A 15,464-nucleotide genomic window follows, 5' to 3' on the forward strand; every position below is an offset into this window, starting at 1 on the left:
GGAACGGAACGGCGTCCGGCGGTCCGCGGGGGTCTCGGGCTATTCCGCCAGGGAGGCGAAGGCCGCGAGATCGGCGTCGATCGTCGCCTTGATCGAGGCGAGCATCTCGGGCGTTGCCGGCGAATCCAGGGCCAGGACCGAGAAGGCGCGGTGGCCCTTGGTCTGGTCCTCACCGCTGGAGACCTGCATTCCGGCGATGTTGATGCTGGCCGTGCCCAACAACGTGCCCATGGCCGCGATGACGCCGGGACGATCGCGGTAATCGAGGAACAGCATGTTGTTGGTCAGCGCGACCTCGAAGTCGAATCCGTTGATCCCGGTGAGCTTCTCGACGAGCTTCGGACCCGTCACGGTTCCGGAGACGCTGACCCGGGTGCCGTCGGCGAGGATCGCGGAGAGGGTCGTTTCGTTGCGGAAACCTTCGACCTCGGTGGTCGTGGTCAAGGAGACCTCCACACCGCGCTGCTCGGCAATCGACGGAGCGTTGACGTAGGAGACCTTTTCCGAGATCACATCCGTGAAGACACCCTTGAGGGCGGCGAGCTTGAGGGAGGAGACGTCCCGATCCGCGATCTCGCCCGCGACCTTGACGTCCACGCTGGTCAGAGGGGAATCGTGGGTCAGCGCGGTGAGCACCCGGCCCAGCTTCTCGGCCAGGGGAATTCCGGGCCGCACGGCTGAGTCGATCGGGCCTCCGGCGACGTTGACGGCGTCCGGGACGAGCTCGCCCTCGAGGGCCAGCTTGACGGACTTGGCGACCGAGATTCCGGCCTTCTCCTGGGCTTCGGCCGTCGAGGCGCCGAGGTGCGGCGTCGTGACCACGTTGTCCATGCCCACGAAGCCGACTCCCTCCGGGGGCTCGCTGACGTAGACGTCGATGGCGGCCCCGGCGATGGTCTTACTCTTGAGGGCCTCGCTGAGATCCTGCTCGTCGATCAGGCCGCCGCGGGCGACGTTGACGACGAAGGCCGACGGCTTCATCAGCTCGAAGGCGTGGGCGTCGACCATGCCGATGGTCTCGGGGGTCTTGGGCATGTGGATCGTGATGATGTCCGATTCGCGGAACAAGGTCTCCAAATCGACCATCTGCGCCCCGAGCGCCGCCGCGCGCGAGCCGCTGACAAAGGGATCGTAGGCGAGGATTTCGGTTCCGAAGCTCTGCAACCGCTCGGCCACGAGTCCGCCGATGCGGCCCAGACCGATGATCCCGACCTTCTTCTCGAACAGCTCCACGCCCGTGTACTTGGAACGTTTCCACTCCCCCGCGCGCATCGACGCGTCCGCCGCCGAAATATTGCGGCACAGCCCCAAGATGTGGCCGACGGTCAGTTCGGCCGCGGAAATGATGTTGGAGGTCGGGGCGTTGACGACCATGACGCCGGACGCGGTGGCCGCGGCGATGTCGACGTTGTCCAAACCGACGCCCGCACGGGCGACGACCTTGAGATTCTTCGCCGCCTGGAATGCCTCGGCGTCCAACCGGGTCGCCGAACGAATCATGATGGCGTCGACGTCTGCGATGTCTCGCAACAGCTCGTCGCGATCCGCACCGTTGGTCGTGCGAATCTCGAACCCGGCGCCGAGCGCCTCGACGGTCGCGGGTGAAAGTTCTTCGGCAAGGAGGACCACGGGGGTCTGAGTCACGGTTGTTGTCCTTCGAATATCTGTGATGCGTCTGTGCGGGCGTGAAAACGACGCCGGCCGGTCATCCGAGCTTCAGGATGACCGGCCGAGTCGTGTGGGTCACCGTCGAGCGGTGATCAGCGGGCTGCCGAGCCGTCGGTGTAGTCGGCGTCGCTCGCCTTCCAGGAGAACAGCTTGCGCAGCTCCTGACCGGTCTTCTCGATCGGGTGCGAGGCACCCTTTTCGCGCAGCTCCTTGAACTCCTTGGCGCCGTTGGCCTGATCGTCCATGAAGCGCTTGGCGAAGGTGCCGTCCTGAATGTCGGAGAGCACGGCCTTCATGTGCTCCTTGACCTCCGGGGTCACCACGCGAGGTCCGGAGACGTAGTCGCCGTACTCGGCCGTGTCGGAGCACGACCAGCGCTGCTTGGTGATGCCGCCCTCGTTGATGAGGTCCACGATCAGCTTGAGCTCGTGGCACACCTCGAAGTAGGCGATCTCCGGCTGGTAGCCGGCCTCGGTGAGCGTCTCGAAGCCGTACTGGATCAGCTGCGACACGCCGCCGCACAGTACCGCCTGCTCGCCGAAGAGATCCGACTCGGTCTCCTCGGTGAAGGTGGTCTTGATGACGCCGGCGCGGGTCGCACCCAAGCCCTTGGCGTAGGCCAGGGCCAGCTCGAAGGCCTTGCCCGAGGCGTCGACCTCGACGGCCACGAGGGCGGGCACGGCGCGTCCGGCCTCGAATTCGCGGCGGACCGTGTGACCCGGTCCCTTGGGCGCGACCATCGCGACGTCCACGCCGTCGAGGGGCTTGATGTATCCGAAGCGGATGTTGAACCCGTGGGCGAAGAACAGCGCGTCGCCGGGCTTGAGGTTCGGCTCGATGGACTCCTGGTAGATCTTCGCCTGGACCTGGTCCGGGGTGAGGATCATGATCACGTCGGCCTCTTCGACGGCCTCGGCAACCGTCAGAACCCGGAGGCCTTCGGCTTCCGCCTTGGCCCGCGAGGACGACCCCTCGGCGAGGCCGATGCGGACGTCGACGCCCGAGTCGCGCAGGTTCAGGGCGTGTGCGTGGCCCTGCGAGCCGTAGCCGATGATGGCGACGGAGCGATCCTGGATCGCGGCGAGGTTTGCGTCGTCGTCGTAAAAGATTTCAGCCATGGGAATGAGAACTCCTCTGATCTTCTCCGCGGGCCGGTGCCCGCGGTGTCTGGTCGTAGCGGCCCGGGCCACCAGGATTCACCCTAGCTGTCCGGACCCCCACGCGGCGGTTCGATGCCGCCGCGTGACGAATTTATGAACGGTCCACGGGGCATGGCCCCGCGGGTGTCTTAATGTCGAAGGGCCTTTTCGCTCATGGATCGCGCTCCGCGGCCCATGCCGAGGGTCCCGGCGCGCACGATCTCGCGCACGCCGAAAGGCTCCAGCACTTCCAGGAACGCCCGCAATTTATCCGGGGCTCCCGTGGCCTCGATGATGACCGACTCGGTGGAGACGTCAACGATCTGGGCCCTGAAAAGGTCGGCGGCCTGCGTGACCTGGATGCGGGATGTCGCATCGGCACGGACCTTGACCATGATGTGATCGCGCTGCACCGAGGTTTCCGATGGCAGCTCCACGATCTTCAGAACGTGGATCAACTTGTTGAGTTGCTTGGTGACCTGCTCGAGCAGGACCCCGTCCGCGTCGACCACGACGGTGATCCGGGAGATCCCCGGAACCTCGGTGCCGCCCACGGCGAGGGAGTCAATATTGAATTGGCGCCGGGCAAAGAGACCCGAGACCCGGGCCAGGACACCGGGGGTGTCTTCGACCAAAACGGACAGCGTATGACGCGACATTGGGTTATTCCTCCGTGTTCCAGTCGGGCGAGGTGTCTTTGGCGACCTGAATCGCGTCGTTCGAGACCCCCGCGGGCACCATCGGCCACACCATGGCATCGGGGCTCACGGTGAAGTCGATCAACACCGGTCGGTCGTTGATCTCGAGCGCCTTGCGAATCGTCTCGTCGACGTCCTCGTCCCCCGAGCAGCGGAACGCCGCACAACCGTAGGCCTCCGCGAGCTTCACGAAGTCGGGGATCCGGACGGTATCGTGCCCGGTGTTCAGGTGCGTATTGGAGTATCGCCCGTCGTAGAACAGGGTCTGCCACTGCCGCACCATCCCCAGGGACGAATTGTTGATCACCGCGATCTTGATCGGGATCTGATTCAGCACGCACGTGGCCAGTTCCTGATTGGTCATCTGGAAGCAGCCGTCGCCGTCGATGGCCCACACCACGCGGTCGGGATTGCCGACCTTGGCGCCCATCGCGGCCGGAACCGAATACCCCATGGTCCCCAGGCCCGCGGAGTTCAGCCACTGGTGAGGACGTTCGTACTCGATGAACTGCGCGGACCACATCTGGTGCTGGCCCACGCCGGAAACGTAGACCGCCTCCGGCCCGGTCAGCTGGCCGATGCGCTGGATGACGTACTGCGGGGATCCGAGACCGTCGTCGGTCGGCACGTAGCCCAGCGGGTACTCTTCCTTGATCCGATTCAGCACGGCCCACCATCCGCCGAGATCCGGCGCGCCGTTCTCGCGGTGCAGTTCCGCCACGGCCTCCGTGAGCTCCGGCAACACGGACTTGAGGTCGCCGACGATCGGCACATCGGCGAAGCGGATCTTGGAGATCTCCGCCGGATCGACGTCGACATGAATGATCTTCGCCTTCTGCGCGAAGGAGTCGACGACGCCGGTGACGCGGTCGTCGAAACGCGCGCCGAGCGCGACCACGAGGTCCGCCTCCTGCATCGAGGAGACCGCCGGGACCGATCCGTGCATGCCCGGCATGCCCAGGTGGTGGGGATCCGAATCAGGGAACGCGCCCCTGGCGGTCAACGTGGTCACGACCGGGGCATCCGTGAGCCGGACGAGGTCCGCAAGCTCCCGCGACGCGTGGGCCCGGACGGTACCGCCACCAACGTAGAGAACGGGACGCTCGGCGGCGGCCAAGAGCTTCGCGGCCTCGCGCACCTGCTTGTTGTGACCGCGGACCACCGGGTGGTAGCCCCGCAATTGCATATCCACCGGCCAGGTGAAGTCCATCAGGCCCTGCTGGGCGTCCTTCGTGATGTCGACGAGCACGGGGCCCGGGCGCCCGGTCGCCGCGATGTGGAAGGCCTCCGCGAGCAGCCGCGGAATCTCCTCGGCGGTCGTGGCCATGAACGAATGTTTGGTGATCGGCATGGTCATGCCGACGATGTCCGCCTCCTGGAAGGCGTCCGTCCCCAACACCTTCGAGCCCACTTGGCCGGTGATCGCGACCATGGGGACCGAGTCCATGTGGGCATCGGCGAGCGCCGTGACCAGGTTGGTGGCACCGGGACCGCTGGTCGCGATGCACACCCCGACCTTGCCGGTGACGAGGGCGTATCCTTCGGCGGCGTGTCCCGCGCCCTGTTCGTGGCGGACGAGGATGTGACGGATCGTCTTCGAATCCATCAGAGGGTCGTAGGTCGGCAGGATGGCCCCACCGGGGAGGCCGAAGACGTCGGTGACACCGAGCTTCTCGAGCGTGCGGATGACCGCTTCAGAACCGGTGATTCGTGGGGCGCCGCTCTGCAACCCGGAAGTCGAGGCAGCAACCGTGGCCGGCGTGGCCGTCGATTCGGTGCTCATGTGTTGGTCCTTCTGCTCTGGTGTTCGGTTCGAGTCGGGGCCGGATGAGGCCCTTCCCATGCCCAGCCGATCGAGTGTGATCGGACCTGACACGAAAAAACCCCTCGACCTAGGTGCCGGTGAGGGGTAGCGCGCGGTTCGAATTTCGTCGAAATCTAGGCCTGTCGTACCGCGCGACCCGCAATAAGTAGCGAGACGCGTACGCCGGTCAGAATGACGAAATTGTGCTGTGCCATGGCTTTATATTCTTCGGGTCCGGGTGACCCGGTCAAAATCGTATCAAAATGTGAAACCCGCGACATTACCCCCGGCGTGGCCCACGGCACCCGTTCGGAAGGTCACGGTGTTGCGGTGGAGCGCAACACGACGCGACGCATTTGGGCCTTGGGCGAAATACCGTGACGGATATCCACAGATCCGTCGCAACCCACCCGTACCGATTCGGTCCTCGATAGAATCGACCCATGTCCCGCGAAACGGAATCCACGACTCTTCTCTCCGAGCGACTGCGTAGCGTCTTTGACCGTCACGTCTTGAACTACGGCGCGTACAACCTCGTCTACACCACCGGGATCAGCTGTCCGGGACGGGCAGCGGAATCCGGGCATCGAGCGGATGAGGCAGGGCATTTCATCGTCGGGTATCGGCGCGTCCCCTCGGAGATCGTCGTAGTCCCCATGAATCCGCGCGAGATGGAGTCCACCGGGGTCCCGGTGTCCATCGACAACACCAATCTGATCGAGGCGAAGACCTCGGACTGCGGCGCATTTTCCCTCGAGACCACCTCCGGGGCGCTCTTTGATCTGAACGTCTCGCCGCTGACCGAGGTCGACACCGTCCGGGGCAGGGAAGTCCTCGAACAGGAAGCGGATCAGGACGACTTTCTCAGCTATCTCCGCCAGGTTGCCGCCGCGTGACGTTCACTGCATCACAATGCGGCGGTTCAACTTGCACGGGCATCGGCGTCTGCGTATAGTTTCAGTTCGTTGCCGAAGCGCGAGAGATTCTTCTCCGCGTGGAACGGTAGGCGCCTCTAGCTCAATTGGCAGAGCAATTGACTCTTAATCAATGGGTTCCGGGTTCGAGTCCCGGGGGGCGCACGGAAGCATTCGTGCTTCTCGCTCACGAGCAACACGCGCCTCTAGCTCAATTGGCAGAGCAATTGACTCTTAATCAATGGGTTCCGGGTTCGAGTCCCGGGGGGCGCACCACCGAAGGCCCGATTCTTTTCGAAGAATCGGGCCTTCTGCGTTTCCGGCGGACTTCCGTTGCCGAGAGGCCGTGCGTCCCGGAGCGACCCGGGAAGGGTCGCGCCCTCCCGGGTCTCGCGTGAGGCAACGATCCCGCGCGCCGGCTGCGCTACGGCCGGGGAGTGCTCGCCTCGACCCCGGGCAGGCCCTCGGCCTCGGCATCTTCGGCGGCCACGCGCTGGCTGGCCACTCCCTCGGCGACCCACCGGGATTCGGAGGGCAGGCTCGCCATGGTGTCCTTGATGACGGTCAGGGGCATGGTGTCGGTGTCGGAGAGATCCCGAATCACCTGTTCGAGGGCCTCACGCAGTTCCCCGTGGTTCAGCACGCCGGTTCCCGCGAGTTCCTCTTCGATATTCGTCGCCTGGCTCAGGGACTCTCGCCCCTTATCCGTGATGACCATGAGGTAACTGCGACGATCGATGGTGCTCCGCTGGCGGGCGATATGCCCGTGGGCTTCCAACCGGGTGAGCGTTTTGCCCATGGTCTGTGCCTGCACGCCCACCTTGTGGGCCACCTGCGCCTGGGTCAGGCTCCCCTCGCGACTGATGACGTCGAGCGCCATGACGCCCGCGTGGGTCAGGCCCAAGGACTGCAATTGGCGGTTCCAATTGTGCTCGAGCATGCGCGCGGCGGTGGACATCAAGCGGCTGATCGACCATTCCTGGATGTGAGGCATGGAGGCGATTATATGCGCGTCCTCCGCGGCGATGGAGTCGCCGAGAACAGATATTACGAGACCGGATCATTAGACTCGACCTCGGACCCATCACCGATCCTGACTTACGGGAAGGACATCACATGACCGATGCTCAGCGTTTGACCCCTGGGGAGCCCGCCCCGTCGTTCACGGCCGAGGCGGCCGATGGCTCGACGGTTTCCCTCAACGACTTCGCCGGTTCCCGCGTCGTCGTTTATTTCTACCCGAAGGCCTCGACGCCGGGCTGCACCACGGAGGCCTGCGACTTCCGGGACCACCTGGCCTCCCTCGCCTCGCACGGGTACAAGGTCGTGGGGATCTCCCCCGATAAGACGCCCGCCCTCAAGAAGTTCACGGACGAGCAGAGCCTGACCTTCCCGCTGTTGTCGGATCCGGATCACGCGATCGCCGAGGCCTATGGCGCGTGGGGGGAGAAGATGAACTACGGTAAGGTCTCCGTCGGTCTGATTCGCTCGACCGTGGTCATCGACGAGGAAGGCACCGTGCTGGAGGCCCAGTACAACGTCCGCGCCAAGGGTCACGTCGCGAAGTTGCGCCGCGACCTCGGCATCGATTCCTGACGCCCCTCCGGACAGTGCCGGCCGGCTCCGGGGCGGGGCCCACCACCGCACGAGTCGCCTCGTGTAGACTGTGGTGTCGCCGAATCGACCGGCCAGCGCGAGTGGTGAAATTGGCAGACACGCAGGATTTAGGTTCCTGTGCCGGAAGGCGTGCGGGTTCAAGTCCCGCCTCGCGCACCAGTAGCAGGTTCCCGGACCGTCTCGGGCGGTCCGGGCGCCCCGCTGAGACACAGCACATTTCGATCGGCGAGGCATCGCCCCCGCCCGATGGACCGAGGAGTTGACCGATTGGCCCCGACCCGCCGCAGGTTTCTGACCGGATCGTTGGGGATCGCGGGCCTGACCCTGGCTGGATGTTCCTCGAGTAACGCGCCGTCCTCGTCCGCCTCCGGGCCTTCCGCGAGCGCGAAAAGTTCCGAGGTCAGCTTCACCTTCGGCAATGCGGCCGCGGCGCCGACCCTCGATCCGTCGGTGACCTCGAACCTCGAGACGTCCAGGATCTCCGCGCAGATCTTGGAGCCGCTGGTTTCGGCGGATCCCGATACGGGCAAACCGGTTCCCGGCCTGGCCACCGAGTGGAAATCCTCCAAGGACGGCCTGACCTACACGTTCACGTTGCGGAAACAGGTGAAGTTCCACGACGGTACCGACCTGACCGCCGACGTCGTCCGCAAGAACTTTGAACGGTGGTCGAAGAATACCGACAAAGAACAGGTCAACCAGACCGCTTATCAGGCGATCTTTCGCTCGACCAGCTCGGATGGGACGGCCCAGCCGACGATCTATCACTCGTGCACCGCCATCGATTCCCGAACGGTCGAGCTCAAGATCACTACCCCGTATCCCTCGATCGTGAAGGCCCTGACCCAGCCCGCCTTCGGCATCGCCTCCCCCGACGCCTTCGCGGACCATGACAAGTACGGCTCGCATCCGGTCGGTACGGGGCCCTTCCGGTTGTCGTCGTGGGACGGCCACACCGCGGAGCTGACCCGAAACCCCGATTATTGGGGTAAGGCCGGGGACATCGACCGGTTGAGATTCGTCACCGTCCCGAGCACCCAAAAACGCTACTACGAGTTGCTCACCACCTCCGTTGACGCCTACGACCAGGTGGGGATCGACGACTTCGTGAATCTCGCGCGCCGCGGCTACCAGATTCAGCAGCGCGACCCTTATTCGGTGGCGTTCGTGAGCATGAACCAACAATCCGGGCCCTTGTCGGATGTCAACGTCCGCCGCGCCGCGGCCCACGCCCTGGGACGCTCGCAGATCGCCACCTCGCAGTATCCGAACGGCACCAACGTCGCCAATGACTTCGTGCCCGAGCTCTTCAAGGTCGGCGGTGACGATACCTCGTCGGCCTATCGCCAGGATCAGGGCCTGGCCAAACGGCTGCTCAAAGAATCCGAATACAACGGCGAGGAACTGGAGTTTTACTACCCCACCGATGTGTCGCTGGCATATATCCAACAGCCCGAGGCGGTGTTCGCGAAGATCGCCGGGGACCTGACCTCGGTGGGATTCTCGATCAAGCCGATGCCCATCCGCTGGGACGACGACTACCTCAGCAAGATCAACGCCAGGAATTCCGACCGGGCCTTCGCCCTGACCGGGTACATGGGTGCCTACCGCGACCCGGATGACTTCATCTCGCCGCTGTTCCGCATGGAGAGCCCCCAGTTCGGGTTTTCGGACCCGACGCTTTTCGATCATGTCCACCGCGCCGCGAGTTTGCCCGATGGCGATGAGAGGTCGGAGCTGTACCGCACCATCAACGAGGACATCGCCGAGATCGTTCCGGCGATCCCCCTCGCCTATCCGATCTCCGCCGTCGCACTGAGTCCCCGCGTGACGTCCTATCCCCTGGCCGCGACCGGTATCGAAAACTTTTCGCTCGTCAAACTGCGCAAAGACGCCTAGGAAATCTCCGTTTTGTTCCCAGCGTCACACCCGTTCGTGACCGAGGCGTTCGACCGCCATTCTTCTGAGCGATAACCTGAAATTAGCTTGCGTTTCGGACATCTATTGGAACGCCCCCGCCCCGCATCACCTCGGCGGGATCGACGACCGCGTCATCACGCGGAAACCACAGCACAGGAGAGATCCAGAGTGACACGAACTCACACGACCGACGTCGTCCTCGTCGGCGGCGGCATCATGAGCGCTACCCTCGGCGTCCTATTGAAGGAACTCGAGCCGAACTGGGACATCTCCCTGTTCGAGCGTCTCGATCGCGTCGGTGCAGAGAGTTCCAACGCTTGGAACAACGCCGGAACGGGCCACTCCGCGCTCTGCGAGCTGAACTACGCGCCGATGGGGTCCGACGGCACCGTCAGCCCGGCGAAGGCCCTGAACATCAACGAGCAGTTCCAGACCAGCCGCCAGTTCTGGACCTCCCTGGTCGAACAGAATAAGCTCCACGACACCTCGTTCATCAATGCGGTTCCGCACATGTCCCTGGTATTCGGTAAGGACCACAGCGAATACCTGGCCAAGCGGTACGAGTCGCTGAGCTCCCAGAAGCTCTTCGAGCGCATGCAGTTCTCTCGCGATCCCGAGACCATCGCCGAGTGGGCGCCCCTGACCATGAAGGGCCGCAAGGACGGCGAAGAAATCGCCGCGAATTACTCGGCCGAGGGCACCGACGTCGATTTCGGTAACCTGACCCATCAGCTCATCGACCACCTGGAGGAACAGGGCGCCGACGTCCGCTTCGGTTACGAGGTCGAGGACCTCCGCCAAGAGTCGGACGGTTCCTGGAGCCTCAAGGTCAAGAATCGCCTCAACTCGGAAGACGATCTTTTGGTCCGGGCCAAGTTCGTGTTCCTCGGCGCGGGCGGCGGCGCGCTGCCACTCCTGCAGAAGTCGGGAATTCCCGAGGGCAAGGGCTTCGGCGGTTTCCCGGTATCGGGGCTCTTCCTGCGCAATTCCCACGAGGAGACCACCTCCCAGCACAACGCCAAGGTCTACGGTCAGGCGTCCGTGGGAGCGCCGCCCATGTCGGTCCCCCACCTGGACACCCGGTGGGTCAACGGTAAGCGTTCCCTCATGTTCGGCCCCTACGCGGGCTTTAAGACGAACTTCCTCAAGCAGGGCTCCCTGCTGGATCTCTTCAAGTCGGTCAAGCCGGACAACATCTATCCCATGACGCGCGCGGGCTTGGACAACCTCGGTTTGGTCAAGTACCTGCTCACCGAGCTCACCAAGAGCGAGAAGTCTCGGGTCGAGGCCCTGCGGGAGTACTACCCCACGGCCGACGGCAGCGAATGGGAGCTCATCGAGGCCGGTCAGCGCGTGCAGGTCATGCGCAAGGACGCCAAGAAGGGCGGTGTGCTCCAGTTCGGCACCGAGCTCATCACCAAGGGCGACGGCTCGATCGCTGCTCTCCTCGGCGCCTCGCCGGGAGCATCGACCGCGGTGCCGATCATGCTGAACCTCGTCAAGAAGTGCTTCCCGGACCAGTTCGATACCTGGGCGCCCCGCATCAAGGACCTGGTCCCCGCCTACGGCCGTCGCCTCAACGACGAGCCCGAGCTGGCCGACGAAATCATGGCCCACACCGCCAAGGTATTGGGAATCAACAACTAACCCTTCGGCGGCCACACCGACGCGCAGGCCCGGCACCCCACGTGGGGTGCCGGGCCTGCGCGCGTGCGACGGGATCGTCGCCTCGCACGAGACACGATTGCTCAATACACGGCCGGTCCCTCGCCTGGGACAACAACCTTTCGGGTAGGTTGATAATCAGGCTACTTTCGTAGCGTCACACTGCACCGCGCGAGTTACTCGCCCCAAGAAACCACGGGAACGTTATCGATGGATCTTTCCGAACAAACCATCCAAAAGTCCGACAACGCGTCACGGGCGGGCCATGAGGACAAGGCCACCAAGCTGTCCCAGATCAGCAAGCCGGGCTGGGGATATGTCTTCAAACGCTCCGTGAATTCCTTCACCGGCAACGGCGGAACCGACCTGGCCGCGTCGTTGACGTACTTTGCGGTGCTCTCGCTGTTCCCGGGTCTCTTGGCCGTCGTGTCCCTCTTGGGCGTCTTTGGCCAGGGCGATACGACCACCCACGCGATCCTCGACTTCATCCGGCCGTATGCGCCGGAAGAGCTCATGGCCCTGATCAAGGAGCCCATCACCCAGTTGACCAGCTCAACCGGCGCCGGCATCATCGCCCTGATCACCGGTGTCGTGGGCGCCCTCTGGACCGCCTCGGGCTACGTCGGCGGATTTGGGCGTGCGCTCAACCGGATCTACGGCGTCGTCGAAGGCCGCCCCATCTGGAAGCTCCGCCCCATCAACCTCCTGGTGACCTTCGTGATGGTCGTGATCGTGGTGATCATGATGCTGATGATCCTTCTCTCGGGAAGTGTTCTGCACCTCATGGGAGACTGGATCGGCCTCGGTGACACCGCCGTCGCCGTCTGGAGCTGGGCACGGTGGATTGTCCTGCTGGTTCTCACGATCATCGTGATCGCGCTGCTCTACTACGCGACGCCCAACGTCAAGCAACCCAAGTTGCACTGGCTGAGTCCGGGCGCCATCGTCGCCCTGCTAGTCATGGGCATCGCGGGTGTGGGCTTCGGCTTCTACGTGTCGAATTTCGGCAACTATAACGCCACCTACGGAACCATCGGCGGCGTCATCGTGATGCTGCTGTTCATCTGGATCATGAACAACGTCCTACTCTTCGGCGCCGTCCTCGACTCCGAGTTGGAGAGGGCCCGTGAGCTCGAGGCCGGCATGCGCGCCGAAGACGAGCTGCAGCTTCCGCCCCGAGACACGCGGCAGGCCCACAAGCAGGTCGAGACGCGTCAGAAATTCGTCGACGAAGGCCGGCGGCTTCGATTGCACAACGACCGCCTGGACTACTCCGAGGACTGATTCGTGCCCGATCTTCGTTGGACCCGCGTCGCGCCCCGCAAGGGTCGCGGCGCGGGTTTTCCGCCTCTCATGCTCATCCACGGTTTCGCCACGACCGTGACCCAGTGCTGGATTTCGACCGGGTGGATCCGGCGGCTCGGAGACGAACGCGACCTCGTCCTCGTCCAACTGCCGTGGCACGACGACGAGACGCTGACCGATACCCTCGCGGCCGCTTTCCCCGACCGAGGAGTCGACGAGCATGCCCTGCCGCTCGAGGACTCCGAGGAATTCCCCCTCAGGGCGCAGGACGTGCTGGACGGGCTCGCCGAGGTCATCGATACCATCACGAGCTCCCCCGCAAGGCCCCAGGTCGACGTCCTGGGGTATTCCCTGGGCGCGCGCCTGGCCTGGGATCTCGCCGGCGAGGAGCCGCAACGGGTCCGGCGGCTGTGCCTGGGCGGCCTCCCCGCCACGGATCGGCTGGCCGACCTCGCCCGCGCCCTCGGAGAGCCGACCCAAGGCCCCACGGACGAGGCCGATCCCGCGGTCTCGGAAGTCCTCCGATTCGTGGAGTCCTCGACCCTCCGGCGCGAGGCCCTGGCCCGCTGCGCGAATAGGCTATCCCACCCCGCCTTTTCCCCCGGCCCACACGACGCTCCCCCGCAGGAGGCCCTCCTCGTCTCCGGGGAATCCGACGTCGTGGCCGACGACGCGGTCCTGCTGACGTACCTGCCCGACACGGCGCGCCACGTCGTCCTCCCGCGCAGGAATCACGTCGACTCGCTCACCTCGGGTCAATTCGTCCGGGCCGTGACGTCATTTCTCACCGAGCGTTAAGCCCCATCCGCGAACCGCCGTGAGAGCCCTCGGCCGGTGTGATTGACTTGGCTCGGATGCGGTCGCGATAGCGTCACCGTGTGAATCCCCCATCGCAACATTGAGGAGACTCTCATGAACACAGTTCAAGCCGTCATCTGCCGAGAGAAGGACGCGCCGGTCGAGGTCACGACCATCAACGTCCCGGATCCCGGGCCCGGCGAGGCCTTGGTCAAGATCCTCACGTGTGGCGTCTGCCAGACCGACCTCCACTACAAGCGCGGTGGCGTGGGCGATAATTTCCCGTACCTTCTCGGGCATGAGGCCTCGGGCGTCGTGGAGGCCGTGGGCGAGGACGTGACCTCGGTTCGGCCCGGGGACCACGTGATCCTCAACTGGCGCGCGGTGTGTGGCCAGTGCCGCGCCTGCCGCAAGGGGCAGCCCCAGTACTGCTTCGACACCCATAACGCCGAGCAGAAGATGACCCTCGAGGACGGCACCGAGCTCGAGGCCGCCCTGGGCATCGGCGCGTTCGCCGAGAAGACCCTGGTCGCCGCGGGGCAGTGCACCAAGATCGAGGGTGAGCTCACCCAGGAGCAGTACGCCGCGGTCGGTCTCCTGGGCTGCGGAATCACCGCCGGTATCGGCGCGGCGATCAATACCGGTCAGGTGGCCCGCGGCGAGTCCGTGGCCGTCATCGGTTGTGGCGGCGTCGGCACCGCGGCCATCGCGGGGGCGGCCCTCGCGGGCGCGACGACCATCATCGCGGTGGATATCGACGACGACAAGCTCGCCACGGCACGGGACCTCGGTGCGACCCACACCGTCAACTCGAAGAACCAGGAGCCGGTCGCGGCCATCCGCGAGCTGACCGGTGGTAACGGCGCCGACCTCGTGATCGACGCGGTGGGCATCGCCGCGACCTTCAAGCAGGCTTTCGACGCACGCGACCTCGCCGGCCGCGTGGTGCTCGTGGGCGTGCCGGATCCCGGCACGACCTTGGAGCTGCCCCTCGACGAGGTTTTCTCCCACGGTGGATCGATCAAGTCGGCCTGGTACGGCGACACCCTGCCCTCCCGGGACTTCCCGATGCTCGTGGACCAGTATCGGCTGGGTCGTCTGGACCTCGACGCCTTCGTGTCGGAGACCATCGGGCTGGACGATATCGAGCCGGCCTTCGACAAAATGCAGCGGGGCAAGGTCCTGCGTTCCGTCGTCAACGTCTCGGAGGCATAGACATGACACACTCGAGAATCGATCACGCGGTCACCAGCGGAACCTTCAGCCTCGACGGCGGTACGTGGGAGGTCGATAACAACGTGTGGGTCGTCGGTGACGAATCGCGGTGCGTCGTCATCGATCCCGCTCACGACCTCGAGACGGTGGCCCGGCTCGTCGGGGAGCGTGACGTCACGATGATCCTCCTGACCCACGCCCACGACGATCACGCCGCCCTCGCCATCGACGCCTCGCGCCGCTTCGGCGCGCCCGTGCACCTGAACTCGGACGAAGAACCGCTCTGGAAGCTCACGCACGGCGAGCCCGCGCCCGAGTTCGAGCCGCTACGGGACGGTCAGGTCATCCCGGTCGGCGACGCCGAGCTGACGGTCCTGCTGACCCCGGGGCATTCTCCGGGCTCGGTATGTTTCTTCTCCGAGGAGCTGTCCTGGAACGGTGCGAGCCCCGTGCTGTTCTCGGGCGACACTCTTTTCCAGGGAGGCCCCGGGGCGACGGGACGCTCGTACAGCGATTTCCCCACGATTATCGCGTCGATCACGGATCGACTTCTGAGCCTGCCGAAGGAGACGGTGGTGTTGACCGGACACGGCGACGCCACCCGCATCGGCGACGAGGCCCCTCACCGCCAAGAGTGGATCGACCGGGGAGAATAACCCCTTCCGGCACCGCTGCGGGCCCCGAACCCTCCTGGGGTTCGGGGCCCGCCCGCGTCTGACGC

The 15,464-nt window shown here is 64.9% G+C and carries 12 protein-coding genes, 3 tRNA genes and 1 pseudogene; 11 read left to right on the plus strand and 5 right to left on the minus strand.

Features of this window, described 5'->3' with window-relative positions; all coding sequences use genetic code 11:
• Positions 1-39 precede the first annotated feature (39 nt).
• From serA to CURSPS6_RS05195, 4 genes are all read right to left on the minus strand, one after another.
• Positions 40-1,644 carry a phosphoglycerate dehydrogenase gene (serA, locus tag CURSPS6_RS05180; RefSeq protein WP_030014626.1) on the minus strand — a complete coding sequence of 535 codons (1,605 nt, stop codon included), beginning with the start codon at positions 1,642-1,644 and terminating at the stop codon, positions 40-42.
• Positions 1,645-1,760: 116 nt separating this feature from the next.
• Positions 1,761-2,786 (minus strand): ketol-acid reductoisomerase, encoded by a 1,026-nt coding sequence (gene ilvC, locus CURSPS6_RS05185; RefSeq protein WP_030014628.1) that lies wholly within the window; start codon positions 2,784-2,786, stop codon positions 1,761-1,763.
• A 170-nt stretch (positions 2,787-2,956) separates the two neighbouring features.
• A complete protein-coding gene (gene ilvN / locus CURSPS6_RS05190) occupies positions 2,957-3,466 on the minus strand; it encodes an acetolactate synthase small subunit (RefSeq protein WP_030014629.1) in 510 nt (169 codons plus the stop codon).
• Between the two features lie 4 nt (positions 3,467-3,470).
• Positions 3,471-5,288 (minus strand): acetolactate synthase large subunit, encoded by a 1,818-nt coding sequence (locus CURSPS6_RS05195; RefSeq protein WP_035810218.1) that lies wholly within the window; start codon positions 5,286-5,288, stop codon positions 3,471-3,473.
• A 464-nt stretch (positions 5,289-5,752) separates the two neighbouring features.
• On the opposite strand from CURSPS6_RS05195, the gene CURSPS6_RS05200 reads away from it, so the two are divergent.
• From CURSPS6_RS05200 to CURSPS6_RS05210, 3 genes are all read left to right on the plus strand, one after another.
• A complete protein-coding gene (locus CURSPS6_RS05200; protein ID WP_030014632.1) occupies positions 5,753-6,205 on the plus strand; it encodes a hypothetical protein in 453 nt (150 codons plus the stop codon).
• Positions 6,206-6,315: 110 nt separating this feature from the next.
• A tRNA-Lys gene (locus CURSPS6_RS05205) sits at positions 6,316-6,388 on the plus strand.
• Between the two features lie 35 nt (positions 6,389-6,423).
• Positions 6,424-6,499, plus strand: a tRNA-Lys gene (locus tag CURSPS6_RS05210).
• A 148-nt stretch (positions 6,500-6,647) separates the two neighbouring features.
• On the opposite strand, the gene CURSPS6_RS05215 is transcribed toward CURSPS6_RS05210, so the two are convergent.
• On the minus strand, positions 6,648-7,217 hold the full coding sequence (locus CURSPS6_RS05215) for a MarR family winged helix-turn-helix transcriptional regulator (RefSeq protein ID WP_235503674.1): 570 nt from the start codon (positions 7,215-7,217) through the stop codon (positions 6,648-6,650).
• Between the two features lie 122 nt (positions 7,218-7,339).
• On the opposite strand from CURSPS6_RS05215, the gene bcp reads away from it, so the two are divergent.
• The 8 genes and pseudogenes from bcp to CURSPS6_RS05255 all read left to right on the plus strand — a co-directional run bounded on the left by bcp (position 7,340) and on the right by CURSPS6_RS05255 (position 15,399).
• Positions 7,340-7,819, plus strand: a complete 480-nt coding sequence (bcp, locus tag CURSPS6_RS05220) for a thioredoxin-dependent thiol peroxidase (RefSeq protein ID WP_030014635.1) — start codon at positions 7,340-7,342, stop codon at positions 7,817-7,819.
• Between the two features lie 95 nt (positions 7,820-7,914).
• Positions 7,915-7,999, plus strand: a tRNA-Leu gene (locus CURSPS6_RS05225).
• 108 nt (positions 8,000-8,107) lie between these two features.
• Positions 8,108-9,739: an ABC transporter substrate-binding protein gene (locus CURSPS6_RS05230; RefSeq protein WP_051687648.1), complete on the plus strand. Its 1,632-nt coding sequence runs from the start codon at positions 8,108-8,110 to the stop codon at positions 9,737-9,739.
• Between the two features lie 183 nt (positions 9,740-9,922).
• A pseudogene (locus CURSPS6_RS05235) lies at positions 9,923-11,407 on the plus strand (malate:quinone oxidoreductase); the annotation flags it as partial.
• Between the two features lie 228 nt (positions 11,408-11,635).
• Positions 11,636-12,709, plus strand: coding sequence for a YihY/virulence factor BrkB family protein (locus tag CURSPS6_RS05240; RefSeq protein ID WP_051687649.1), 1,074 nt, complete (start codon positions 11,636-11,638; stop codon positions 12,707-12,709).
• A 3-nt stretch (positions 12,710-12,712) separates the two neighbouring features.
• On the plus strand, positions 12,713-13,528 hold the full coding sequence (locus tag CURSPS6_RS05245) for an alpha/beta fold hydrolase (protein WP_030014639.1): 816 nt from the start codon (positions 12,713-12,715) through the stop codon (positions 13,526-13,528).
• Between the two features lie 114 nt (positions 13,529-13,642).
• Positions 13,643-14,743 (plus strand): S-(hydroxymethyl)mycothiol dehydrogenase, encoded by a 1,101-nt coding sequence (locus CURSPS6_RS05250; RefSeq protein ID WP_030014641.1) that lies wholly within the window; start codon positions 13,643-13,645, stop codon positions 14,741-14,743.
• A gap of 2 nt (positions 14,744-14,745) precedes the next feature.
• The gene (locus tag CURSPS6_RS05255) at positions 14,746-15,399 is read left to right on the plus strand and encodes an MBL fold metallo-hydrolase (RefSeq protein WP_030014642.1); all 654 of its coding nucleotides are present in this window, start codon (positions 14,746-14,748) and stop codon (positions 15,397-15,399) included.
• Positions 15,400-15,464: the final 65 nt, after the last annotated feature.

The organism is Curtobacterium sp. S6, from assembly GCF_000710345.2.
Lineage (GTDB): Bacteria > Actinomycetota > Actinomycetes > Actinomycetales > Micrococcaceae > Rothia.

What these genes read in the sequence shown, in the direction of transcription:
- ilvC (WP_030014628.1), bottom strand. Translation starts at nt 2,786, where the DNA reads ATGGCTGAAATCTTTTACGACGACGACGCAAACCTCGCCGCGATCCAG.
- ilvN (WP_030014629.1), bottom strand. Translation starts at nt 3,466, where the DNA reads ATGTCGCGTCATACGCTGTCCGTTTTGGTCGAAGACACCCCCGGTGTC.
- CURSPS6_RS05195 (WP_035810218.1), bottom strand. Translation starts at nt 5,288, where the DNA reads ATGAGCACCGAATCGACGGCCACGCCGGCCACGGTTGCTGCCTCGACT.
- CURSPS6_RS05200 (WP_030014632.1), top strand. Translation starts at nt 5,753, where the DNA reads ATGTCCCGCGAAACGGAATCCACGACTCTTCTCTCCGAGCGACTGCGT.
- CURSPS6_RS05215 (WP_235503674.1), bottom strand. Translation starts at nt 7,217, where the DNA reads ATGCCTCACATCCAGGAATGGTCGATCAGCCGCTTGATGTCCACCGCC.
- bcp (WP_030014635.1), top strand. Translation starts at nt 7,340, where the DNA reads ATGACCGATGCTCAGCGTTTGACCCCTGGGGAGCCCGCCCCGTCGTTC.
- CURSPS6_RS05240 (WP_051687649.1), top strand. Translation starts at nt 11,636, where the DNA reads ATGGATCTTTCCGAACAAACCATCCAAAAGTCCGACAACGCGTCACGG.
- CURSPS6_RS05250 (WP_030014641.1), top strand. Translation starts at nt 13,643, where the DNA reads ATGAACACAGTTCAAGCCGTCATCTGCCGAGAGAAGGACGCGCCGGTC.
- CURSPS6_RS05255 (WP_030014642.1), top strand. Translation starts at nt 14,746, where the DNA reads ATGACACACTCGAGAATCGATCACGCGGTCACCAGCGGAACCTTCAGC.